At 42.6% G+C, this 24,138-nt stretch carries 29 protein-coding genes; 22 read left to right on the top strand and 7 right to left on the bottom strand.

All coding sequences use genetic code 11. The annotated features are described in order from the left end of the window. Positions 1-8: 8 nt before the first annotated feature. From JKM87_RS10710 to JKM87_RS10640, 15 genes are all read left to right on the top strand, one after another. Positions 9-1,025 (top strand): methionine ABC transporter ATP-binding protein, encoded by a 1,017-nt coding sequence (locus tag JKM87_RS10710; RefSeq protein WP_202080342.1) that lies wholly within the window; start codon positions 9-11, stop codon positions 1,023-1,025. After that, on the top strand, positions 1,022-1,708 hold the full coding sequence (locus JKM87_RS10705; protein WP_202080341.1) for a methionine ABC transporter permease: 687 nt from the start codon (positions 1,022-1,024) through the stop codon (positions 1,706-1,708). Before JKM87_RS10710 ends, JKM87_RS10705 begins: the two co-directional genes overlap by 4 nt. Positions 1,709-1,766: 58 nt before the next feature. Next, positions 1,767-2,603, top strand: a complete 837-nt coding sequence (locus JKM87_RS10700; protein WP_202080340.1) for a MetQ/NlpA family ABC transporter substrate-binding protein — start codon at positions 1,767-1,769, stop codon at positions 2,601-2,603. A gap of 188 nt (positions 2,604-2,791) precedes the next feature. Further along, positions 2,792-3,160 carry a carboxymuconolactone decarboxylase family protein gene (locus tag JKM87_RS10695; RefSeq protein ID WP_202080339.1) on the top strand — a complete coding sequence of 123 codons (369 nt, stop codon included), beginning with the start codon at positions 2,792-2,794 and terminating at the stop codon, positions 3,158-3,160. 203 nt (positions 3,161-3,363) lie between these two features. Beyond that, positions 3,364-3,513, top strand: coding sequence for a YuzK family famiily protein (locus JKM87_RS10690; protein ID WP_202080338.1), 150 nt, complete (start codon positions 3,364-3,366; stop codon positions 3,511-3,513). A 395-nt stretch (positions 3,514-3,908) separates the two neighbouring features. Beyond that, entirely contained in the window at positions 3,909-4,694 is a 786-nt protein-coding gene (gene sufC, locus JKM87_RS10685) for a Fe-S cluster assembly ATPase SufC (protein ID WP_202080337.1), read from the top strand. A gap of 19 nt (positions 4,695-4,713) precedes the next feature. Further along, on the top strand, positions 4,714-6,018 hold the full coding sequence (sufD, locus tag JKM87_RS10680) for a Fe-S cluster assembly protein SufD (RefSeq protein ID WP_202080336.1): 1,305 nt from the start codon (positions 4,714-4,716) through the stop codon (positions 6,016-6,018). Then, on the top strand, positions 6,018-7,241 hold the full coding sequence (locus JKM87_RS10675; RefSeq protein ID WP_202080335.1) for a cysteine desulfurase: 1,224 nt from the start codon (positions 6,018-6,020) through the stop codon (positions 7,239-7,241). The genes sufD and JKM87_RS10675 overlap by 1 nt, the downstream gene beginning before the upstream one ends. Next, entirely contained in the window at positions 7,228-7,686 is a 459-nt protein-coding gene (gene sufU, locus JKM87_RS10670) for a Fe-S cluster assembly sulfur transfer protein SufU (protein ID WP_202080334.1), read from the top strand. Before JKM87_RS10675 ends, sufU begins: the two co-directional genes overlap by 14 nt. Positions 7,687-7,705: 19 nt before the next feature. After that, positions 7,706-9,103, top strand: a complete 1,398-nt coding sequence (gene sufB, locus JKM87_RS10665) for a Fe-S cluster assembly protein SufB (RefSeq protein ID WP_202080333.1) — start codon at positions 7,706-7,708, stop codon at positions 9,101-9,103. A 211-nt stretch (positions 9,104-9,314) separates the two neighbouring features. Then, positions 9,315-10,748: a bifunctional metallophosphatase/5'-nucleotidase gene (locus JKM87_RS18210; protein WP_336885166.1), complete on the top strand. Its 1,434-nt coding sequence runs from the start codon at positions 9,315-9,317 to the stop codon at positions 10,746-10,748. A 153-nt stretch (positions 10,749-10,901) separates the two neighbouring features. After that, positions 10,902-11,162, top strand: a complete 261-nt coding sequence (locus JKM87_RS10655) for a DUF6154 family protein (RefSeq protein ID WP_202080331.1) — start codon at positions 10,902-10,904, stop codon at positions 11,160-11,162. A 68-nt stretch (positions 11,163-11,230) separates the two neighbouring features. Beyond that, the gene (locus JKM87_RS10650; RefSeq protein ID WP_202080330.1) at positions 11,231-11,533 is read left to right on the top strand and encodes a YunC family protein; all 303 of its coding nucleotides are present in this window, start codon (positions 11,231-11,233) and stop codon (positions 11,531-11,533) included. Between the two features lie 257 nt (positions 11,534-11,790). Then, positions 11,791-12,585 carry a thymidylate synthase gene (locus tag JKM87_RS10645; RefSeq protein ID WP_202080329.1) on the top strand — a complete coding sequence of 265 codons (795 nt, stop codon included), beginning with the start codon at positions 11,791-11,793 and terminating at the stop codon, positions 12,583-12,585. Beyond that, positions 12,582-13,064 carry a dihydrofolate reductase gene (locus JKM87_RS10640; protein ID WP_202080328.1) on the top strand — a complete coding sequence of 161 codons (483 nt, stop codon included), beginning with the start codon at positions 12,582-12,584 and terminating at the stop codon, positions 13,062-13,064. Before JKM87_RS10645 ends, JKM87_RS10640 begins: the two co-directional genes overlap by 4 nt. Before the next feature lie 88 nt (positions 13,065-13,152). Here the strand turns inward: JKM87_RS10640 and JKM87_RS10635 are convergent, their stop codons facing one another. The 4 genes from JKM87_RS10635 to JKM87_RS10620 all read right to left on the bottom strand — a co-directional run bounded on the left by JKM87_RS10635 (position 13,153) and on the right by JKM87_RS10620 (position 16,799). Continuing rightward, a complete protein-coding gene (locus JKM87_RS10635) occupies positions 13,153-13,881 on the bottom strand; it encodes a DUF421 domain-containing protein (protein WP_202080397.1) in 729 nt (242 codons plus the stop codon). Positions 13,882-14,033: 152 nt separating this feature from the next. Further along, positions 14,034-14,951: a metal ABC transporter solute-binding protein, Zn/Mn family gene (locus JKM87_RS10630; RefSeq protein WP_202080327.1), complete on the bottom strand. Its 918-nt coding sequence runs from the start codon at positions 14,949-14,951 to the stop codon at positions 14,034-14,036. Positions 14,952-15,060: 109 nt separating this feature from the next. Next, positions 15,061-15,954, bottom strand: a complete 894-nt coding sequence (locus tag JKM87_RS10625) for a metal ABC transporter permease (RefSeq protein WP_202080396.1) — start codon at positions 15,952-15,954, stop codon at positions 15,061-15,063. 32 nt (positions 15,955-15,986) lie between these two features. After that, positions 15,987-16,799: a metal ABC transporter ATP-binding protein gene (locus tag JKM87_RS10620; protein ID WP_202080326.1), complete on the bottom strand. Its 813-nt coding sequence runs from the start codon at positions 16,797-16,799 to the stop codon at positions 15,987-15,989. A 341-nt stretch (positions 16,800-17,140) separates the two neighbouring features. Between JKM87_RS10620 and yunB the strand changes: the two genes are divergently transcribed. Continuing rightward, positions 17,141-17,839, top strand: a complete 699-nt coding sequence (yunB, locus tag JKM87_RS10615; RefSeq protein WP_202080325.1) for a sporulation protein YunB — start codon at positions 17,141-17,143, stop codon at positions 17,837-17,839. Between the two features lie 75 nt (positions 17,840-17,914). Here the strand turns inward: yunB and JKM87_RS10610 are convergent, their stop codons facing one another. After that, positions 17,915-18,928: a M23 family metallopeptidase gene (locus JKM87_RS10610; protein WP_236838745.1), complete on the bottom strand. Its 1,014-nt coding sequence runs from the start codon at positions 18,926-18,928 to the stop codon at positions 17,915-17,917. 233 nt (positions 18,929-19,161) lie between these two features. Here JKM87_RS10610 and lipA point away from each other — a divergent pair, with 233 nt between their 5' ends. Then, positions 19,162-20,067 carry a lipoyl synthase gene (gene lipA, locus JKM87_RS10605; RefSeq protein WP_202080324.1) on the top strand — a complete coding sequence of 302 codons (906 nt, stop codon included), beginning with the start codon at positions 19,162-19,164 and terminating at the stop codon, positions 20,065-20,067. A gap of 106 nt (positions 20,068-20,173) precedes the next feature. On the opposite strand, the gene JKM87_RS10600 is transcribed toward lipA, so the two are convergent. Next, on the bottom strand, positions 20,174-21,046 hold the full coding sequence (locus JKM87_RS10600) for a YhcN/YlaJ family sporulation lipoprotein (protein WP_419761857.1): 873 nt from the start codon (positions 21,044-21,046) through the stop codon (positions 20,174-20,176). Positions 21,047-21,205: 159 nt separating this feature from the next. Between JKM87_RS10600 and JKM87_RS10595 the strand changes: the two genes are divergently transcribed. Next, positions 21,206-21,538 carry a YutD family protein gene (locus JKM87_RS10595; protein WP_202080322.1) on the top strand — a complete coding sequence of 111 codons (333 nt, stop codon included), beginning with the start codon at positions 21,206-21,208 and terminating at the stop codon, positions 21,536-21,538. 72 nt (positions 21,539-21,610) lie between these two features. Here the strand turns inward: JKM87_RS10595 and JKM87_RS10590 are convergent, their stop codons facing one another. Next, entirely contained in the window at positions 21,611-21,883 is a 273-nt protein-coding gene (locus JKM87_RS10590; protein ID WP_202080321.1) for a DUF3055 domain-containing protein, read from the bottom strand. Positions 21,884-21,972: 89 nt separating this feature from the next. Between JKM87_RS10590 and JKM87_RS10585 the strand changes: the two genes are divergently transcribed. The 4 genes from JKM87_RS10585 (at position 21,973) to JKM87_RS10570 (ending at position 24,128) form a co-directional block, all read left to right on the top strand. Next, positions 21,973-22,062 (top strand): LPXTG cell wall anchor domain-containing protein, encoded by a 90-nt coding sequence (locus tag JKM87_RS10585; protein ID WP_202080320.1) that lies wholly within the window; start codon positions 21,973-21,975, stop codon positions 22,060-22,062. A gap of 22 nt (positions 22,063-22,084) precedes the next feature. Continuing rightward, positions 22,085-22,531, top strand: coding sequence for a DUF86 domain-containing protein (locus JKM87_RS10580; RefSeq protein WP_202080319.1), 447 nt, complete (start codon positions 22,085-22,087; stop codon positions 22,529-22,531). Positions 22,532-22,593: 62 nt separating this feature from the next. Beyond that, entirely contained in the window at positions 22,594-23,232 is a 639-nt protein-coding gene (locus tag JKM87_RS10575) for an ArsR family transcriptional regulator (RefSeq protein WP_202080318.1), read from the top strand. A 95-nt stretch (positions 23,233-23,327) separates the two neighbouring features. Then, positions 23,328-24,128: a TIGR01457 family HAD-type hydrolase gene (locus JKM87_RS10570; protein WP_202080394.1), complete on the top strand. Its 801-nt coding sequence runs from the start codon at positions 23,328-23,330 to the stop codon at positions 24,126-24,128. Positions 24,129-24,138: the final 10 nt, after the last annotated feature.

Genomic DNA, 24,138 nt, shown 5'->3' with positions numbered 1-24,138 from the left:
GTGGTAGGATGATTAACTTACAAGACGTGGTTAAAGTTTTCCGTGGGAATCAACAATCCGTAACAGCGGTGGACCATGTACAGTTAGACATCCAAAAAGGGGAAGTATTTGGGGTCATAGGTTATAGTGGAGCTGGGAAGAGTACACTCATTCGTATGCTAAATCTGCTTGAGAGGCCAACGAGTGGCGCCGTCCACATCGATGGTGTTGATATCAGTGCACTCCCCTCTACTGAATTGCGAAAGCAGAGACAAGAAATCGGCATGATCTTTCAGCACTTTAATTTGCTCTGGTCACGGACCGTCAAGGAGAACATCGCATTTCCCTTAGAAATAGCAAAAGTCCCACCTGAGCAGCGGGAAGAGAGGGTCATGGAACTGGTACGTTTAGTTGAGCTAGAAGGTAAAGAGGACCAGTATCCATCACAACTGAGTGGCGGACAAAAACAACGTGTCGGGATTGCGCGCGCATTGGCCAATAATCCAAAAGTGTTACTATGTGATGAAGCCACCTCAGCCTTGGACCCTAAGACAACGGATGCCATTTTGCAATTACTACAAGACATCAACAAAAAGCTAGGATTAACAGTTGTCCTTATCACACATGAAATGCATGTTATCCGCAAGATATGTGACAGAGTGGCGGTGATGGATAGTGGGAAAGTTGTTGAAATGGGTCATGTCATAGAGGTCTTTCAGAATCCGCAGCAAGATATGACGCGAAGGTTTGTGAAGCAGGTGACCGAGTCGAATGAAGCATTAGAAGTACATGCGGATTGGGACATCGATGGTGGCCAAGTGATACAATGTCACTTTGTTGGCGAAGAGGCGGAAAAGCCAATCATTAACGGGTTAATCAGAGAAACAACATTAGAAGTGAATATCCTGCAAGGGAAGGTGAGTCGTCTTAAAGATTCTTCCTACGGGACACTCATACTGCACATTAGTGGTCAAGATCGTGACATAGAGAAAGGACTGACCTACCTCCGAAATCAAGGAGTAGAAGTGGAGGTGTTAGCAACATGACAGACCTATTGAATGGGTTTCAGCAAGATGTCGTGCCCAATGTACGCTGGGACCGAGTATGGGATGCGACTGTAGAGACACTGTATATGATGGGCGTGTCCATTCTCTTCACTGCCATCTTTGGCGTGATACTTGGCATACTCCTGTATATGACGGCTGAGGGGAACCCATGGCAAAACCAGAAGCTATACAGAGCTGTGAGCGCATTTGTGAATATTTTTCGCTCTATTCCTTTCATTATTCTTTTAATCTTACTCGTCCCTATCATTAGAGCGCTATTAGGTAGTGCCATCGGGGCTAAAACAGCGATTCCTGCTCTAGTTATTGGTGCTGCGCCATTCTACGCCAGATTAGTTGAAATTGGTCTCAGAGAAATTCCAAAAGGGGTTGTTGAAGCGGCTAAGTCGATGGGCGCGTCCAACCTCCAGATTATATATAAAGTATTGCTTCCTGAATCTAAACCGGCGTTAGTATCAGGCATTACCGTCACAGGAATTGCACTTATTGGCTATGTCGCTATGGCTGGACTGATTGGGGCGGGCGGATTAGGACACTTGGCATTCATGGGATACCAGCGTCACCAGTGGGATGTCATCTGGATTTCAACGATAAACATCATTATTATGGTACAAATCTTTCAGATGCTTGGGGACTTTATCGTTAGGAAAATAGACAAGCGGTAAAGTTTAAAATATATATCAATAACCCAAAAATAATAAAAAAGAAAAAGGAGAGAAAACCATGAAGAAAATTTTACAGTTTGGCTTTATTTTTGCTCTTATCTTAGTTCTTGCGGCATGTGGACAAGGGCAAGGTGGAGATAATGAAGGTGCTGGAAATGAAAATGGGGAAGAAGTGCAAGAGTTAACAGTGGGGGCAACCTTGGTCCCTCATGCTGAAATTTTAGAATTTGTAAAACCGATGCTTGAAGAAGAAGGAATCGCATTAGACATCGTCGAGTTTACAGATTACACAACACCTAACCAAACATTGGACGCTGGCGAAATCGACGCCAACTTTTTTCAACACATTCCTTATTTAAAAGCTGAGAATGAGGCAGCAGGATATAATCTCGTAGACGTTGTCGGTGTGCATATCGAACCGATGGGCGCATACTCTGCCCACTATGATTCTATAGAAGAACTTCCTCAGGGAGCTACAATCTTACACCCGATGGCCGTATCTGAAGAAGGCCGTTTCCTAGCCTTACTAGAGTCAGAAGGCTTAATCACATTAGAAGAAGGTGTAGGGTTCAACGGCACTGTAGATGACATCGTTGATAACCCGAAAGAATTGGAATTTACAGGTGTCGAGGCTGCGACGCTACCCGCGCTATACCAAGATGGGGATTTGGCTATTATTAACACGAACTATGCGTTAGAAGCAGGCCTCTCTCCAGCGGAAGATGCCCTGATCTTAGAATCTCCTGATGATAACCCATTCGTGAATGTGGTTGCCACAATTGAAGGACAAGAAGATGATCCGCGTATTCAAGCCTTAGTAGAAGCGATCACGTCAGAAGAAGTGCGCCAGTTTATCGAAGAAAATTACGAAGGCAATGTGATCCCGGCCTTTTAATCAAACTCAATCATAAAAAACTAAATCATCAAATCGGTTAGTTCTAAAAAGATCGTGTTAGTTCTGTCCGATAAAAGGATGTCTGTGACCTGCTTACCGAAGTTTTTTATGCTTCGTAAGCAGGTATTTTTTGTTTGCCGTAGGGTAAGATAAGGACAAACATGAAGATCAGAAAGGAGAATGCTTCCATGCAAGAGGAACCTATGGAGAATGAAGTACAGTTATGGCTGCAAGAGTATAAAGAGGGTTTAGGACATTTTGAAGAGAAAATGCCAGAGATTGCAAAGCGATATAATGATTTCACCGGTGCTTGCTTTGAAGAAGGCGCGCTGGATAAAAAGATGAAGCATCTAATCGGGGTAGGGATCAGCATCTTTTCCCAAGATGAATATTGTATCGTCTATCACACTCAAGAAGCACTACATAAAGGCGCAACAGATGAAGAAATCTTAGAAGTGGTTGGCGTGTGTGCAGCATTTGGCGGTGGCGCAACGATGAGCCAAGGTGTGACACTCGTACAAGAATGCTTGGCACATTTAAACCGTACGCAACATTAATGAAGTTATATGGAGCATAACGAGGGATATGTACACGATAACGTGGTGAGAAAACCTAACATGGTGTCACTTGTAGTCAGAAGAGTTGCAACAACTACACACTGTTTTGGGGCTGGGTTAAAACATGATAAAATGAAACGGAAGAAAACAAGAAAGGATTGTGATTAATTATTTCTTCCACCAAGTCGGAAACGACGCCCCAAATGGAGCAAGCGATGTATCGTGTACATGGCTTGTCCTATGCAGAGTATGATGAGTCTTTTGACCAACAGGTGAAAGTGGAAAAAGAACGAGAAAAAGAGTATCAGAAGAGTATGCGAGTGGTCTCACAATTAGATAGTAAACTAAAATAAGGTCATCATTGAAGACGTACTATGATATAGAGCAGCAGTTTGATCGATTATGACGCAATTAAAAAGGATTTGCAAATGTGTGCAAATCCTTTTTGTCTGTGTTAAAATATAAGAAGTACTAATTAATAATAATTATAATTAATTAGTTGGGAATGGAGTTGCTCCAACGTAAAATTGTTCTAGTCACCGATAGAAGAACACTGAGAGAGCATATGCTAGAAATCTTAACTAGTTATCAAACTTCCATCCGTTTAGATTATGGTTAAGTACTTTTCTTGATTTCTGCATATGATATACTATAATGAAGGTCAAATGATAATCACTGATAATTACTAATCAGAGAACAGAGGAGCAAATCCTTTCAAATACTTAGATTATGTAGGAGGTATTCAACGATGTCAGCACCACACTTAAAAATCAAAGACTTAAAAGTGGCGATTGAAGATAAAGAAATCTTAAAAGATTTCTCCTTAGAAGTAAAAGGTGGAGAAATCCATGCCATCATGGGTCCAAACGGGACGGGTAAGAGTACATTAGCATCTGCCTTAATGGGCCATCCAAACTATGAGGTGACAGGCGGTCAAGCAGAACTAGACGGTGAAGATCTCTTTGAAATGGAAGTAGATGAGAGAGCAAAAGCTGGCCTTTTCTTAGCCATGCAATACCCAAGTGAAGTGAGTGGTGTGACGACGGCGGATTTCCTTCGCTCTGCTGTCAATACCAAGCGTGGCGAAGGCAACGAGATTTCTCTCATGAAATTCATTCGTAGCCTAGATGAAAAGATGGACATCTTAGATATGGATAATTCATTCTCTCAACGTTACCTAAACGAAGGCTTTTCAGGTGGAGAGAAAAAACGTAATGAAATTCTACAGATGCTCATGCTTGAGCCTCGTTTATGTATTCTTGACGAGATTGACTCCGGCCTTGATATCGACGCACTTAAAGTCGTATCAAAAGGGGTGAATAACCTTCGCAGTAAGGATCGTGGATTTTTAATTATTACACACTACCAACGTTTATTAAATTATATTACGCCAGACCACGTTCACGTTATGATGCAAGGACGCATTGTTAAATCGGGTGGACCAGAGCTCGCACAACGCTTAGAGGAAGAAGGTTACGACTGGATCAAAGAGGAACTGGGTATCAAAGACGAAACTGTAGGTCAAGAGGCCTAATAGCTAAGGGGGGATTGGCATGACCGTAGAAACGAAAGTCAACTTCAACCGCGACTATATTACCCAGTACTCACAGAAGCACAATGAACCTTCTTGGCTGTTAGAACTTCGATTGCGTGGCCTTGAGAACAGTGAACTCCTTGCGCTACCCAAAGTAGAAAAGACAAATATCGATAAGTGGAATCTATATCAGTTTATTCACGAAGTGGAGAAAGAGACACTATCAGATATTAGTGAATTGCCAGAAGATCTGCGTGCCCAGTTGGGTGAAGGAGCGGATTTGAAGAACTTATTGATTCATAAAAACGCACACGCTGTCTATCAGTCTTTAGACCAAGAGCTAAAAGACAAAGGTGTAATTCTAACAGACATCAAAACGGCAGCAAAGGATCACGCAGATTTATTACTGAAATACTTTATGAACCAGGTTGGTAAAGTAGATGATCATAAGATTAGCGCGCTACATGCCGCACTTTTCAATAGTGGTGTATTCCTATACGTTCCTAAGAATACGGAAGTAGAAGTGCCTGTTCAGACATTGTTCTGGCAAGCGAACAGTGAAGCAGGTCTCGTCCCACACATCTTGATTGTGGCTGAGGATAACAGTAAGGTCACTTACGTTGAGAATTTCTTCGGTGAAGACGAAGGAGAAAGCGTCAATAACTATCTTGCTGAGGTCTTTGTCGGAAAGAATGCGCACGTGACATTTGCCGCTGTTGATAGCTTAGGTAAAAACACAACGAGCTACATCTACCGCCGGGCTAAAGTGGACAATGATGGACGAATCGATTGGGCATTAGGCCAAATGAACAACGGCCACACCGTTTCAGACAATACCACTTTCCTTACTGGAAACGGATCCACAGGAGATACTAAGTCCGTGGTTGTAGGTACGGGTGATCAATCACTTAACTACGTTCAAAAAATGGATCAAAGTGGACATTACACTGAAGGGACAATGCTGAGTCACGGTGTGATGAAGGATCAAGCACGAGCCATTTTTAACGGGATAAGTAAGATTCAAAAAGGCGCTTATCAATCCACAGGTGAACAGACTGAGCGCGTCTTAATGCTAAGTGAAAAAGCACGTGGGGATGCAAATCCAATCTTACTCATCGATGAGAATGTTGAGCGAGCGGGGCATGCGGCTTCCGTTGGTAAGGTCGATAAGAATCAGCTTTACTATCTCATGTCTAGAGGAATCTCAAGACTTGAGGCTGAAAGACTGATTATACTAGGCTTCTTGTCTCCCGTTGTTGAAGATATACCGCTTGAAGGACTTCAAAATAGACTCAAAGATTTAATCGAAAGGAAAATCAAGTAATGGATGCTAATCAAATCCGTGACATGTTTCCGATACTCGATCAGGAAGTGAATGGTCATCCGCTTGTGTATCTTGATAGTGCAGCAACTTCCCACAAACCGACGGAAGTGATTGAAAAAGTATCAAAGTACTACCAAGCATACAATTCCAACGTTCACCGGGGGGTACACACTTTAGGTAACTATGCGACAGAAGGTTACGAGGGTGCCCGGGAAAAGGTAAGAAAATTCATTAACGCCAAGAGCACTAAAGAGATCATTTACACACGTGGAACGACTACGGCCTTAAATATTGTAGCCACAAGTTATGCCAGAGAACATTGCCAAGAGGGAGACGAGATTGTGATCACGCCAATGGAGCACCACAGTAACCTCATTCCATGGCAACAAGTGGCGCGAATCACAGGTGCTACATTAAAATATATTCCCTTGCAAGAGGATGGATCTATCTCATTGGACGATGTGAGAGAGACCGTCACACCTCAAACGAAGGTTGTGGCCATGGTCCATGTTTCAAACGTATTGGGAACGATCAACCCGATTAAGGAAGTCACTCAAATTGCACATGAAAATGGCGCTGTCATGGTCGTCGATGGGGCCCAGAGTACCCCTCATATGAAAGTTGACGTTCAGGATCTTAATTGTGACTTCTTCGCTTTCTCCGGCCATAAAATGTGTGCGCCAACGGGGATTGGTGTCCTATACGGAAAGAAGAAGCTTTTAGAAAAAATGGAGCCTGTGGAGTTCGGTGGAGAGATGATTGATTTCGTCGAGCTACACGAATCGACATGGAAGGAACTTCCATGGAAATTCGAAGGTGGAACACCGATTATTGCAGGTGCCATCGGCTTAGGTGCAGCGATTGACTTTTTAGAATCCATTGGCTTCGATCATATACAGCAGCACGAACATGAATTAGTGCAGTATGCGATGGAGAAACTAAACGACATTAATGGCTTTAGGCTGTATGGACCAAAAGAACGCGGAGGATTAATAACGTTCAACCTAGATGATGTCCATCCACACGATCTGGCTACAGTGCTTGATGCAGAAGGTATAGCCGTAAGAGCGGGTCATCATTGTGCCCAACCATTAATGAAATGGTTAGATGTTTCAGCGACAGCTCGTGCTAGCTTTTACATTTATAACACGAAAGCGGACGTCGATCGTCTAGTTGAAGGATTAATCAAGACAAAGGAGTATTTTGGAGATGTCGATGGGTAACTTAGATCAATTGTACCGTCAGGTCATTATGGATCACTACAAAACCCCTCGTAACAAGGGAGACTTAGAACAAGAGGGCTTGACAGTACAGTTAAATAATCCAACTTGTGGCGACAGAATCGAACTTCAGATGGCAGTCAAAGACGGTAAAATAGAGGATGCCAAGTTTAAAGGTGACGGATGTTCAATCTCGATGGCCTCTGCGTCAATGATGACGGAAGCCATCAAGGGATTAACTATAGATAGGGCTTTGCAATTATCGGAGATCTTCTCCGAAATGATGTTAGGCCAAGAGTATGATGAAGGGGAATTTGATCTAGGCGATATTGAGGCCTTACAAGGGGTATCTAAATTTCCAGCTAGAATCAAATGTGCGACCCTTGCTTGGAAAGCGATGGAAAAGAGTGTCGGAAAAGAAGACGACATTGATGAGGATTTTGAATAAATGAAGGGAGGAATTTGTCATGGCAAAGCAATTACCTGAAATTGGAGAGTACGATTACGGTTCAGCCGATAAGGACGTCTCGATATTCCGTGCCAACCGTGGATTGACAAAGGAAGTTGTGGAAGAGATTTCTCGTATGAAGAATGAACCACAGTGGATGTTAGATTTCCGTCTTAAATCCCTTGAGCAATTCTATAAAATGCCCATGCCAATGTGGGGCGGTAATCTTAACGAATTAGACTTTAACGAGATCGTGTACTACGTGAAGCCCTCAGAGCAAACGAGTCGTTCTTGGGAAGAGGTACCGGAAGAAATCAAGAACACGTTCGATAAATTAGGTATACCTGAAGCGGAGCAAAAATTCCTCGCAGGTGTATCTGCTCAGTATGAATCTGAGGTTGTTTACCACAATATGCAAGAAGATCTAGAAAAAGACGGTGTCATCTTCACAGATACAGACTCCGCTTTGTTAGAACACGAAGAGATTTTTAAAGAGCATTGGGCAACGGTGATCCCACCATCCGATAACAAATTCTCAGCACTCAATAGTGCCGTTTGGTCTGGTGGAAGTTTCATCTACGTGCCTAAAGGTGTCAAATGTGAAACACCTTTACAAGCATATTTCCGTATTAACTCGGAAAATATGGGTCAATTTGAACGGACATTAATTATTGCCGATGAGGACAGTTTTGTGCATTACGTTGAAGGGTGTACGGCTCCTGTTTACAGTACGAACTCCTTGCATAGTGCGGTTGTAGAAATCATTGTTAAAAAGAATGCGCGTTGCCGTTATACGACAATTCAAAACTGGGCACCGAACATTTACAACCTTGTAACGAAGCGTGCTGTAGCTGAAGAAAATGCGACAATGGAATGGGTGGATGGTAACATTGGTAGTCGTTTAACGATGAAATACCCTGCAGTCGTTATGAAAGGACGTGGCGCAAAAGGTAACGTGCTTTCCATCGCTATTGCAGGTAAAGACCAGCACCAAGATGCAGGCGCTAAGATGCACCATTTAGCACCAGAATGTACTTCTACCATCGTATCTAAGTCCATTAGTAAACAAGGTGGTAAGGTCACTTACAGAGGATTATGTCACTTCGGACGTCGTTCTGAAGGTTCTAAAGCGAATATTGAATGTGACACCATTATTATGGATGAAGAGTCAACTTCAGACACGATTCCATACAATGAAATCCTAAACGATAACATTACACTAGAGCACGAGGCCTCTGTTTCTAAAGTATCAGAGGAACAGCTCTTCTATCTCATGAGTCGTGGTATTTCTGAACAAGAAGCGACTGAAATGATCGTTATGGGATTCATTGAACCCTTTACAAAAGAACTTCCAATGGAATACGCGGTTGAAATGAACCGCCTTATCAAGTTTGAAATGGAAGGCTCTATCGGTTAACGGTGGTTTATGTAAATTTTTAATATCACATGACAAAATGATGGTCATGTCACCTCCACAACTTTGTTGTGGAGGTTTGTTGTATAAGAATATAAATACATAATGCCATTAGATTGTTTTGAGTGAAATATAATTTGACATCGTGAAATATAAATGAAGTCAGCCAAAGCATGATATAATATAATGACCGTGTAGAGGGGAGGATGTCACTATTCCACGTTTTCATTTTATACATACCAACGATCTTCATAGTCAGCTCTCTATGTGGCCAAAAGCGGTGAGCGTGATTAAAGAGCTGAAGCATACCTTAGAAGACCAAGAAGAGCCTTATGTCCTAGTTGATATAGGGGATCATATGGACCGTTCTCACCCTATAACGGAAGGCACACTTGGACAAGTGAATATAGACTTATTAAATCAGTTAAGCTATGACTATATTACGATTGGAAACAACGAAGGTATCACATTTCCCAAAGCGGTATTGGACAATATGTACGAGCGTGCAGAATTTAACGTTCTTGTTAATAATTTATTTTACGAAGACGGTGGGAGGCCTCCCTGGCTAGCCCCTTTTCAAATCATACAATGTGGGCGATTAAAAATAGGACTACTCGGCACGACGATACCGTTTAACCAATTTTACAAAATGCTAGGGTGGCAAATTGAACATCCCATAGAAGCCATACGTAGGGACTTAGAACACTTAAAAGGGAAAGTCGATTTTATCGTCCTCTTGTCTCACTTAGGCTTGCCTCAGGATGAAAAACTGTTAGAGGAAAATGAGGATATACAATTGATACTCGGTGCTCATACGCATCATGTGCTTTATCGGGGTAAGAAGGTCCGTGATCGATGGATTGCACAGTGTGGGCGTTCAGGCCATTATGTAGGGCATGTATCTGTGGAATGGGAAGACACCCTCTTTGAGCCTCATTTCTCTATCCAAGCCCAGTGCATTCCGACAGAAAATCATGTATCAGATCATGAAAGCCTTCAGACCATAGAACAGCAGCAACACATCGCCTCTCAGTATCTGTCTGAACCTATTGCGGAAATAAAGGAGTCACTAGACATTAACTGGTACGGGGAATCGACTTTAGGCAATATGCTAGCCGAGAGCTTAAACGATTGGTGTCAGGCGGACTTTTCTCTTGTGAATGCTGGGCAGATATTAGATGATATAGACAAAGGAGAAGTGACCAAATATCACGTACATCAAATTTGTCCACATCCTATTAACCCGTGTGTGGTGACCCTTAGCGGGAAAGAGGTGTACGCCATCATTCGTAAATCATTATCTGAAGAATTTCAGCAAAAAGAGATTAAAGGATTTGGTTTTCGGGGTAAGGTATTAGGAAGCCTTTGTCTAGACGGTATTGAAGTCATTGTCAATAAGGACAGGAGTCATATAGATCCAGATCACATTCGCATTCTGTATCACAATGAACCGTTAGATCCTGAACAAACGTATCGTGTGGCCACTATAGACATGTTCACATTTGGTCGCATGTATCCAGAAATTTCCCGTATAGATAAGTCTAAGGTACAGTACTTTCTACCTGAATTCTTAAGAGATATATTAGCCGTACGTCTACAACGACTGGATCTAGAGCGTGCGCGAAAAAAGAGATGGCACATAACTTAGTTCAAACGCCAAACTTCATAACATGCATTCGTATGACAGAAGTGAAGAGTGATGTTATTGAGGAAAAGCAGATTGAAGGAATTGAAGAAGCGGGGAAGTAAGGTAACAAACATTTCTAAAAGTTTTTAAACAGCTACAACGGAGGTGAAGGCGATGAAGTTTATTGACGACCTTTATGAGCTTTATAAAGATCAATTAGTGGGAGATGAAGAGGACGCTGTAGCGTTAGTATTATATGCACTGCAGGATCATCACAGAGATGACATGCTCAAACTGATCAGGGACATGTCTGAGGATGAAGTGTATCAGATGTTAGGTAATTATTTAATCGAGAAGCTAAAAGATAAAATGGATAAAGAGGGGCTTGGACAGCATCAACCTGAACCACATCCCGATTCTAAAAACGTGCACTAACTGGGTGACCAATCGCACTTGATGTACATACGTTATAACATCAAGAGCATAGGAGTGTGAAGGGTCCCATGATGTCACTTAGTCCGATTGAGATATCAGGTCACTACGTTTTAGCCATTGAAGTCAATATCCCGAAGACTAATCTTTTAGTCGTGACGACAGAAAAGGGTTATATCATGTGTGGTGCACTAGACGTGGCGTTACTCAATGAAAAACTGAAGGATCGGAAAGTGATTGCAGGTCGGGCAGTAGGCGTCAAAACGATTGATGATTTATTAGAAGCGCCCTTGGAGTCTGTGACGCACGAGGCCAAAAATTTAGGTGTCACAGAGGGGATGAAAGGGAAAGACGCACTGCTCAAAATGCTCTAGTGAACGCGCCGCTCGTAGGTGCACGTGTCCTTTTAGAAGAAAAATAAAAGGAGAGAAAGAGACTCAACTTAAGCTGAGTCTCTTTTTTCATGATGGTCTGTCCTATCGGGGCGTTATGTGTTATATTTTTAACAACGCATCAGATCGATTCATTTTAGAAATGGATTAGTAAAATCAACAGTGACAATAAGATAAATGAAACAATGAGGTGCACTTGTGTGCATGATATGTAGATAAGTGTGATGGAGGTTGTCAACATGCAACAGTATTTAGATTTGTGTCAACAAATATTAGAACAAGGAAGCAAAAAGGAAGATCGAACAGGGACTGGGACGATCTCTATGTTCGGCCATCAAATGAGGTTTGATTTACAACAAGGATTCCCCCTAATTACAACAAAGAAAGTACATCTGAGGTCTATTATTCATGAATTGCTTTGGTTTTTAAAAGGTGACACCAATATAGCGTATCTCAAGGAGAATGGGGTTCGGATTTGGAATGAATGGGCAGATGAAAACGGAGAGCTTGGTCCAGTGTATGGTAAGCAGTGGCGTTCTTGGGAAGGACCTAACGGCGAGACGGTGGACCAAATCAAACAGGTCATCCATGATATTAAGCATAACCCCCACTCTAGAAGGTTAGTCGTCAGTGCATGGAACCCGGTAGACTTGCCTCACATGGCATTAGCCCCTTGTCATTGCCTATTTCAATTTTATGTCAATGATGGCAAGTTAAGCTGTCAACTCTACCAGAGAAGTGCAGATACCTTTTTAGGGGTTCCTTTTAACATTGCCTCCTACGCATTGCTGACGATGATGATCGCACAAGTGACTGACTTAGAACCGGGTGACTTCGTTCATACATTCGGGGACGTGCATATCTACTTAAACCATATCGATCAAGTGAAGGAGCAGCTTCAGAGGGAACCCTATCCACTCCCACAAATGAAAATCAATCCGAATGTGAAGGATCTTTTTTCCTTTCAACATGAGGATTTTGAGCTCGTTAACTATCAGGCACACCCGCATATTAAAGGAGAAGTCTCTGTATGATTTCTTTTATGGTCGCAATGGATAAAAATAGGCTCATTGGTGCCGATAATGATCTGCCCTGGCGTTTACCCGCCGACCTGGCCTACTTTAAACGGGTGACCATGGGTAAACCTATAATCATGGGCAGGAAGACATTTGAGTCCATAGGGCGTGTCTTACCCGGCAGAGAAAATATTGTCATGACCCGAGACGACACGTTCCGGCATCCAGAGTGTACGATCGTTCATAGTGTAGACGAGCTGTTAGCTAGATTTGGAGGGACTGAGGAAGAAGTGTTTGTCATTGGGGGCGCCAAGATATTTGAGCAGCTGTTAAGCGTGGCAGACCGCCTTTACATTACCTTGATCGATGAGGCTTTTGAAGGTGACACGTATTTCCCACAGATTGATCCATCTGAATGGCGCCTTATATCCGAAGAAAAAGGCGTAAAGGATGAAAAAAATCCTTACGATTACCGTTTCCTAATGTATGAACGTTAAACTATTCATTCACGAGGAGTCGTTAAGTTGCTTTAGCTACTTAAAAGCCCCCGCTGTTCCTGCAGTGAGGGCTTTTCTTTGAAGCGACTTAGTTCATTATAGGTGGTGCTGTACTCGAAGGACTGTGCTCATCTTGATTAACGGACACATGTAGATGATGGTCCTTGTCTACTGAGGCGAAAAAGACAGATTGTAAATCTATATTTTTCGCTTTTAACTTTTGATCAATCCAATCGCGGTTCAGGTTGAGCTTTTCCAACACTTGATCATACACAAACCCTTCGATGATAACCGGGTATGCGATCCCCTTTGAGGTTTTAGATAGTCCTAAGTCTTCAATTGTGACACTGGAATACTGTTCTTTTTTATGTACAGTGAGTTCACCGTTAGCTTCAACGATGGCCAGCGCCACTTCACTGACGTCAAATACACCTTTTTGACGCAGTAAGTTCAATATATTATCAACGGAGTATTTTATTTGGTTAATATTTTGATTAAGAAAAACACCGTTATGTACGACGATAGTAGGTTCAAAAGTAATTAAACGTCCAAATTTGCGATGAGATAACTTTAATTTGGAGACGATTATTTGAATAAAACCAATGGTGACCACAGCCACGGCTGTATGTAAATGTTCAATCGTTGGGTCCGCTAAATCAGCCCCAACGACTGAACCCAGTGTGATGACAACGAGAAAATCGAATACAGGGAGCTCTGCGATGGAGCGTTTACCCATCATCAAAGTGACAAAAAGAAGCAGGGGTAAAATGGTGACGATTCTTAAAAAGAGCACAATCATCTCAAATATCATATCAATCATGATACATCACTTCCTATATCAAAGCTACGTGTTTAGGGACAACGTGTTGCGCTGCCGAGTGACGTCAACAAACAGTTGTTAATATTAATAAAACATTTTACCCCTATTAATGTGTGCTCATTTAAAGCATTTATACGCTGTCCACCTGACTATTGCTGTCTCAGCCCCTCCACTATCACTGTCACGTTATGTGTCATCATGTCCTTGTAAGTCACCGCGTTCGATCCTTCCGTTCCTAATGAATCTGTAAACACGCGCCCACCGATATCGACTCCTGCATCCTGTGCCACTCTTTCCATCGGTCTAGCATCCACCGAGGTTTCTAAGAATACAGCAGGAATCTGCCGGTCGATAATCTTTTCAATCAGTCTAGACATTTGTTGTGGGCTTCCCTCTTCATGGGCATTAATTTCCCAAATGGCGTCATACTCAAAGCCATAAGCTCTAGCAAAGTACTTAAAGGCACTTTCACTTGTGACAATGAAACGGTGTTCCTCTGGTATGAGCGCGACCTGTTCTTCAATCCACTGATCCAGATCTTCCAATTCTTCAATATAGGCGTCTAATTGGGACTGGTAATAATCTGCGCCTTCAGGATCTTGTTCTATTAAAGCCTGAGCCACATTTTCAGCGTAAATGATCACAGCGTTAGGATCTAACCATGCGTGCGGATCTTCTGCCCCCGATAAGTCACCCGCTTCTTCGCTTAACGGAATAGAAGCCACACCATCCGTTAAAGTCACTTCTTTCGCTTGGGTTTCAGCATTTCGTGCGAGGCCTTGAATCCAGTAATCCAGGTTGTAACCGTTATAAAATATAATGTCCGCTTCAGCCATCAAGCGGAACGTACCCGGTGTCGGTTCAAATTCATGTGGGTCCTCACCCAAAGGTGCAAGGAAATCCGCTTTTACTCTTTCACCTCCGACTTTACTGACAATGTCATGTAGCACACTAAAAGAAGAGACGACATGTACTTTTTCCTTCTCGATCTCTTCGCCCAATGAGCAGGCCGTTAGTGCCATGACAGCCATAACGACGAACGAAAGCCATAGTATTCTACCTCTCATAGCTTAACTCCTTCTATAAGCGTTTTTTATTGTTCACATCATTTTCTACTACATTCAAGCACTCAAGGTGACGAAAAAAGAAAATGATGTGTTATTGGTAAGAGCTCCGTTACGAAGCCCGACGTAATCGAAATCTTCTTCTCAAGATGCCCTGTTTCGGTGAAAATAACATCGCTAAGAAAAAGAAGAAAGTCGCAACGAGTACGATAGATGCACCCGAGGACACATCCAGAATATAAGATAATACCAGACCTGTCACAGAGGAGACCACACCGACAATTGAAGAGATCCACAACATGACACTGAGACGGTCTGTTAATAAATAAGCGGTAGCCGCAGGTGTAATTAGCATAGCCACAACCAGTATAATCCCGACCGCTTTAAGCGAAGCCACGGTCACAAGGGATAACAGTAGCATGAGCAGGTAATGAATCCACCCGGTTGGAATGCCGACCGCTTTAGCCATTGTAGGGTCAAAGGTAGACACGAGTAAGGACTTGTAAAAGACGATGACGCATACGAGTACGAGTACCCCTATCCAGAACAGGAATTGTAAATCGACGCTTGATACGCCTAGTACATTTCCAAACAGGATATGATACAAGTCGAATTCCATACTTCCCATGAGATTAATAATCACGATCCCTAAAGCGAAAGCGGCTGTAAACATAATACCGATAGCGGAATCTTCCTTGACACGTGTGTTACGACTAACGAATCCTACCCCTAATGCCGTCAATATACCTGTGACAACGGCACCGATAAAGAAGCCGGTGCCCAATAGATATGATATTGCGACGCCAGGTAGAACAGCATGCGAAATAGCATCCCCCATCAATGCCATCCCTCGAAGAATAATATAACAACCAACGACACCACAGATGATGCCGACGAGAATAGAAGCGTATAACGCTTGCTGTAGCCAAGAATATCGTACTAAGGCATCGGCAAATAAATACAGCTGTTCATACACGTTTTCAAATACGTTCACGATGCCTAGCATCGGTTGACATATAACTGATAGTAATGTTTCCATCAGTGGATCACCGTCACTTGATCATGCTGAGACAACATTGTTAACTGTCCGCCATATGTTTTCTGTAACCATTCAGGTTGAAACATTTTGTCTACAGGGCCGTAGCCGATCACTTTTTGGTTTATGAGCAGTAACTGATCAAAGTATTGATTGGCTTTACTCAGGTCATGGTGGACGACAAGGATGGTTTTTCCTTCAGCTTTTAAGGCTTTTAACTGTTCCACCATAATGTCCTCCGTTGTAGCATCAACACCGACAAAAGGCTCATCTAATAAAAATAATTCGGCTTCTTGTGCGAGTGCACGAGCCAAGAACACCCTTTGTTGTTGACCCCCGGATAGTTGACCGATCTGCCGATCTGCAAAAGATGTCAAATGTACCTTTTCCAGACAACGCTGCACGATGTCATGGTCCTCTTGACGGTTGCGTTGGTACCACTTTTGTAAGGGATAACGCCCCATCATAATCACATCACGTACCAAAACGGGAAAATGCCAATCAATATCCGTCCGTTGGGGCACATAAGCGACCTTTTTTCGGAACTTCGATATCTTCTGGTTAAAAAATGTAATCTTTCCTTGATCTTTAGGGATGAGACCCATGATGGACTTGAGAAACGTAGATTTGCCGGCTCCATTTGGTCCTAATATGCCGATCACATGACCCTTTTGTAGGGAGACACTAGAAGGAAAAAACACCGTTTCTCTATCGTATGACACACTCAAATTATCCACTTCAATGGCAGGAATATCCGTTTCGGAAGCGTTTGAGGACAAGGATTGACTAACAGGCGTCTTCGTATGAACACTCATGCTTCTCCCTCCATTTATATAAAAGTCCTATCATTTTTTTGCTTGTTTCGTCCAACTATAAAAGTTGCCTTCATACAACTTTTAGATATAAAAATAATGTTTTCGCAAAAACAAAAACATGAGGTATTACTACTATATTCATTGTTTACAAAGATGTGCCTAATCATGTTTACAGGTATGTGAGTATGTGAATTTTTTTCCGTACTAAAAAAATTGCCCTTGTGCAACATTTTGACCTTATTATATCAGCTAGGCGCTTTTCCTGTCTATCAAAAAATTTAGGGCTTATACCATGATGACAAGCCGTCGTGCATAGACATGGTAAAGAGAGGGGGGATCGCATGTCAAAACGCTTCAAAACCACTCGTCGTGGGCCACTAAAAATGCGTCACGTCCTATTGATCGTCCTGATTCTAATTACACTGCTATCTATACAGGGTTTTTTATATGTAGAGAGAAACCTAGAACCAGCATTAAAAGAAATCGCAAGGACCTACGTGAAACAAATTGCGACCTTAACCATCACCGATGCGATATCAAAAAAAATAACGGAAGACATGGAAGGGTCCAATCAAGTCGCTGTAATTGAGAAGGACTCATCGGAGAGTATCACCCTTATTTCTTTTGACCAATCCAAACAAGCACGAATTATTACGCAGGTAACGGATAGAGCGAATCAGTTGCTCATGGAGCTGGCAAAAGAACCGATTGAAATTCCCTTAGGGCAAGCGCTTAATAGTAATATCTTAGCCCAATTAGGTCCCAATGTCCCCATTACACTTGTCCCTCTGGGGGCAGCAAAAGCGGATATTGACGTGAGAATGGAGGAAGCGGGGATTAACGTGGTGTCAATCGAAGTATACTTAACCATCGAAGCAGATGTGCAGATTGTGATTCCGTTTACATCGGATGAGGCTGTTGTCACCACCGAGTTTCCGATTGAGGTGCATGTGCTTCCTGGAGACGTGCCCAATGTATACTTTAAAGGCAGCGACGGCAACTTGTCGCCTGTTCCTAACGTGACAATTCCAACTGAATAATAAAAATCAGATAATAAAAAGCGGCTGACGTCATTGTCATCACGACACATGAGTCAGCCGCTAACATATTCGTTTTTAATTTTTCTTTCGGCGTTTCCACTCTTGTTTTTCCCATACTCTTAAATAAGGGTACGGGTCAAAAGACCATTCCGTTCGACCATTAAATTTATACATGCCATAGTGTAAGTGAGGAGGAAATTTACCTGAGGTCCCTGGCTTACCGTAGCCGGAACTACCGACGTATCCTACAACTGTCCCAGGTTCGACGATATCGCCTTCTTTCACCTCATCATTAAAGCCAGATAGATGGGCGAAGTAGTGATAGACATTGTTAGCATCCCGAATGCCTACACGCCAACCACCGTACCTGTTCCAGCCCATAATCTCAATTATCCCGTATGTGGTCGAACGGACCGGTACGCCGTAAGAAGCAAAGATGTCGGTCCCTTCATGAATACGGCGACCTCCCCATCCTCGACCATCTCCCCATGTACTACGGTAACTGTATGAATGGGTCAGTGGAAGGGGGAAAGCACGACGGTCTAAATCCAACGTTCCGAAGTGTCGGTAAATTTTAGCGATCGTTGTGACTTGCTTCACACTTAAATCATTGTGATAATAGTCCCAGAGTGCAATTTTAAAATCATCCATGTTCGCACCATACTGTGATAAATAATGGGCCATAGTATAGAGGACATCTTCGTCATCTTCACGACTGGCGAGTCCGTCATTGTTTCCATCTCGTCCAAGTCCTTCGAAAAAACGGATGGATTCGACGAAAGTCTCTTCAGGGTTAGGGTTTAAAATCCCACTCCAGTCAGAGGGTTTGTAGTAAATCGAAATACTTCCACCTTGCGTGGGAATATCTTTTCTCACCTTTTGTACTGTACGCTCATATTGATCTATTGCCGCTAAATAATACCATGGCACAGAAGTTAAGGCTTCGTACTTAAGGTAAAGTGCCATGCGTTCATCCCGTATCTCTTCTTCTGATTTTTCTTGCTCGGCGTGAGCGGAGGTGATCGGGAAAGTAGCCGCTAATAGACAAATACAAATAAAGGCAAGGGTAAATGCTTTAATACGCAACAAAGGTTGACACCTCCAAACACATACCTGATTTTAAACGTCAGCTTTTCTTATTTTGCAATAAAAGAAGATGTTTCATGAATCCATTTCATGGGAATAGGTTTTTAGAGTTGGTCTAAGCTAAAAAGAAGGTTATAATAGTGTGGAATATCTTGAAACACCACAATCGTGTTAGAATACAAAGTGATGGGATCACTGGTTTTAGCTAATCTTTGGTAGAAACGGAGTGTTTATAAATGGCTGAACGCAAACCAGAATGGCTTAAAATTAAATTAAGAACGAATGATAATTATAATGAACTCAAATCAATGATGAGGGACAAAACGTTACATACAGTTTGTGAAGAGGCGAGATGTCCTAACATTTACGAATGCTGGGCTGTTCACAAAACGGCAACCTTTATGATACTGGGCGATATTTGTACACGCGCGTGTCGTTTCTGTGCTGTCAAAACAGGCCTGCCAACAGAATTAGATTGGGCAGAACCTGAAAGAGTGGCGGAAGCGGCTGAAAAAATGAATTTAAAACATGCCGTTGTAACCTCAGTGGCGAGAGACGACCTCAAGGATGGCGGGGCAACCATCTTCGCTGAAACCATCAAAGCGATTCGTAAAAAGCTTCCGCTATGTAGTGTAGAAGTATTAATTCCAGACTTAATGGGGTCCAAAGATGCTTTGCAGATTATTATGGACGCCAAGCCTGATATCTTAAACCACAATATAGAAACAGTTCGTCGTTTGTCTGACCGTGTCCGTGCAAGAGCAAAGTATGATCGATCTCTTAAATTATTGGCTCAAGCAAAAGACATGCAGCCAAATGTCCCAACCAAGTCAAGTATTATGTTAGGCTTAGGGGAAACATGGGACGACATTATTGAAGCCATGGATGACCTACGTGCTCACAATGTCGATATTCTGACACTCGGACAATATCTACAACCCACGAAGAAGCATCTTAAAATTGAGAAGTACTGGCATCCTGATGAATTTGCTCAACTTAAAGAAGAAGGCTTAAAACGCGGCTTTAGCCACGTAGAATCAGGACCATTAGTGCGTTCTTCATACCACGCTCACGAGCAGGTTCAATCAGCACAGAATAATAGCCAAGAGACGGAGGGCCAGGCCGTTTCTACATCCAACTAAAAGTGCAGCTACGGACTTTTTATAAACGAATAGACAAAACACAAAAAACATAAACATACAAAAACGCTTGGATGGCTCATCCAAGCGTTTTCAACGTGCACGCGTATTAGCGGCTATTATTGCCTTGCTGCTGTTTTGCATTTTCTATAGGGGCCTGTTGACCACTTTTTCCGCCTTGACCCGCATCCATGTTAGGAATATACGGTTGGTCCCAACTGTTTTTAGGTCCCCCCAGTTGTTCAATAATACGCTCGACCTCTTTGCTAATGGATTTACGAGCGTCTGTGCCATCGTTATCTGCCTGCGTCGCACTCTGAACAAGGTCCATATCATCTGTCGCATAAACTTTGAACCATCTTGGGGTACAGCTCAGCCCTGACATTTCCACAATATTGTTGATGTCTCCCTGTTGATTACCCTGGGCTGTGGTTCCATTTTGTCCAGCCTGTTGACCATTGTTTCGTCCTGCGCCTGCGTTTTGCCCGTTTTGCTGTCCCATATTTTGGGCGTTTTCGTTTGGACGATACCCAATGATACAATTCTGGTCAGTGACCAATACAGAGGCATCATCTACTTGTGGTAATCCGACGATCACTTGAGAAATGGTGTCTGCCAATACTTGACGGTCTATATAAGACTGTGCCCCATACCCAGCTTGAGCTGCGAATGGGTCGTTTACAGAGCTTTCAGCATAACCATAAGGCATCTGGTCACGCCCTGTACGTGTTCCGGGACTATCACCATCTCTAAGACGGGCACTTTGGTCTGTACCGCTTTGCTGCTGTTGTTGCGCAAGTGGAAAGATGCTACGCTCTGGTGCATCATAATTAGCACCCTGACCTTGGCGATTCCGATAGATGGACTGTGCCCCTTTACCCTGATACTGGGCTTGCTTGGAGCCAAAATGGTTTTGGTCTTGTGATTGTGCACCCATTCCTTGCTGTTGATCGTTCGGTTGGCACCCAGTAATAAGCAACACTGAACTCAAAGCTATAATCAATATATGTTTTATCCTCACTCCACTTTCCACCTCCTTATTGCATAGATTGCCCCGCTCTTTAGGAAAGATGATATATAAAATATTTCCTTTCCATGCAGGAGGTGTTATCATATAACTATCCTTTAAGGAGTGATGAACATGATTGAAGTTCAAGGAACAGAATATGAACTGCTTCAAGACGAACGAGACGGTTGGGATATAGAAGCATTTCAGGAACGTTTTAGCGATATTTTATCTAAATATGATTATATTGTAGGGGATTGGGGTTATAGTCAACTTCGCTTGCGAGGTTTTTATGATGACCACAATAAAAAGGCCAAGCCGGCGTATGACGCGAAAATAAGCACGTTGGATGAGTATTTACAGGAATATTGTAATTTTGGCTGTGCTTACTTTGTCTTAAAAAAAATAAAAAGTGCCCAACGCCAAGGTTCAAATGAAAAACCAAAAGGTAAAAAGCCAGAAAAATAAAAGTGAGTGCCCTCAAACTGGCACTCACTTTTTTGCAAATGTGGCTCTCTTTCTAACCAAAATGAGCTACACTTAACCTGTAACCACTTGTTCCAAGAAAGCATGTAACTCTTGCGCTTCTTCTTCACTCAGTTGATATACGTGCTCTAAATAGCCTTCCTCTTTTAAATCGTCGTCACCTATAATTGCTGAGCGTCCTGTTTGAATGTCATGGACTAGCAACTTCCCAAAAAAACGTTGTGAACTGGTGAGGGCGAGGTCAAATCGTTTGGTTTCACCTATAAAACCGACAAACCGTGTCTGGGTGTCTTCTGTATCATCATACATAAACATTGCATCGCTCATGAAATCGTCTCTCCTCACGTCTTCAACTTTTTTCTCACTCTAAATTAGTATAAAATAAAATAAATTGCAACACAAAGAGGTGGAACAGGATGGAGCAGGGAATGGCGATGATAACGCTCCTTGGAATCGTGTTGACATTTATCGTACTGGTGATCGTCAGCAAGAGAAAGAAAAAATAAGATTCTAGGAGGGCGGTTTATCATGTACTTTGTAGACCAAGACTTATTAGAACAAAGATTACAATATATTCAAAGCGTACTCGAGCATGCCGAACAGTACGAGGGAATTCCGGTAACGATGCTACATCAGCTCGCGTTTGAACGTGCCATCCATATGTCTATAGAAGCTATACTAGATGTAGGGAATCAAATGATTGACGGGTTTATTATGAGGGATCCAGGAAGCTACGAAGACATTATTATCATTTTGGGTGATGAAGATGTTCTTACACACAACGATGTCAAACTGATCACTGGATACATTAAACAAAGGAAATGGCTCATGACCCACTATACAGAAAGTACTGTAGAGGATCTTTGGCATGTGTTTCACCGGTCAAAGGAGAGCTTAAAGGCTTTCCCGGACAGAATTAGAACCTACATCCGTACACAATTGGGTCCGGTGAGTGCATTTAAGCCTAAAGAATAAGGCCACAAATTTACTTTAGGTGAAGGATGATGTAAAATATACAAGTAAAGGTGGTGAGCGACGTGGCGACGGAAAACACCTCCACACGTGAAGAGATACTTTATATCTTAAAAACCCAAGGGGCTATGCCCGTGAGCGATATAGCACAGCAGTTGGGCATTACAGAAATGGCTGTGCGTAGACATCTTAACACCCTAGAGCGAGATCAATACTTAAAAACCGAGCGTATACGTCAGGCTATGGGTAGACCTACCAACGTTTATTCCCTGACTGAAAAGGGGGATGAAGTTTTTCCTCGTAATTATTCCGATATTACACTCGATTTTCTCAAAGATATTGAAGAACTTGAGGGAAAAAGTAAAGTGCAAACGCTCTTTAAGCGCAGGGAGGAACGACTGGAGACTAACCATAGGACCAGAATGGAAGGCTTGACGTTTGAGGAGAAAGTCCAGACACTTGCTAACATACAAAATGATAAGGGCTATATGGTACAGTGGGAAAAACAACAGGATGATCGGTACGTCTTTCAAGAATACAACTGTCCTATCGCCCATGTCGCCAAAGAATATAATGAAGCTTGTAACTGTGAGCTCTCTCTTTTCCAGAAACTTTTAGGAACAGAGCACGTTGAACGAACAGAATGTCTCGCTAAAGGCGGGAAACATTGTAAATATATTATTCAGGAATCTCGTTCAAGCTGAGCGGGGTTCCTTCTCTTTATGGAGGAAATGAATCTTCAGGAAGAAATAAACAATAAGTATGACCACATCAAACGTAACGGAAGGAAGGCACGTGTATCATGCACAAAAACTATAAACTAATGATCATTGATTTAGATGGGACAATGTACCGTGGCAATGAACGTATCGATGAAGCCGCCCCCTTTGTTCAACAACTTGTCGAAACGGGACAAGATTACATTTTTTTGACCAATAATTCCACGAAGACCACCAGCGATGTCCTAACTCATTTACAAGGCTTCGATATTCCTGTTAAACCGGAGCAAGTGTACACGACGAGTAAGGCGGCAGCGGACTATGTAACACGAGAATCTCAGGCACCTTCAGTGTACATGATAGGAGAAAAGGGACTTCAACAAGCATTGAGTGAGGCGGGATGTCGTCTTGTGGACAGCGAAGAAGAGCTGCAGCACTGTGATTATGTAATTATCGGTTTAGATAGACACGTCACCTATGAAAAATTGGCCAAAGCCACCATTGCTGTGCGAGCAGGTGCAACATTTATCTCCACTAATGCTGACAAAGCCTTACCGACAGAAAGAGGTCTATTGCCTGGTAACGGCGCCATCACCTCCGTTGTGGAAACAGCAACTCGTACCGCTCCACTTTATATAGGGAAGCCGGAGTCACTCATGTTGGACATGATTTTGAAAGAGAAACAGATTGAACAATCGGATGCCTTGTTAATAGGTGATAATTACGACACAGATATTTCAACTGGTATTCGTGCCGGTGTAGATACAGCCATTGTGTTTACAGGGTTCACTTCAAAAGAGGAGCTTGAAAAAAAGAAAGCCCAACCTACGTACAAATGGGATCATTTGCTACAGTATGAGCACGATATCACACTGGGCTAATTGAGGGATG

It is taken from the genome of Caldalkalibacillus salinus (assembly GCF_016745835.1).
GTDB lineage: Bacteria > Bacillota > Bacilli > Caldalkalibacillales > JCM-10596 > Caldalkalibacillus_A > Caldalkalibacillus_A salinus.
Note: the sequence above shows the minus strand (reverse complement) of the source record. Positions and strands in the feature narration are given on the sequence as shown.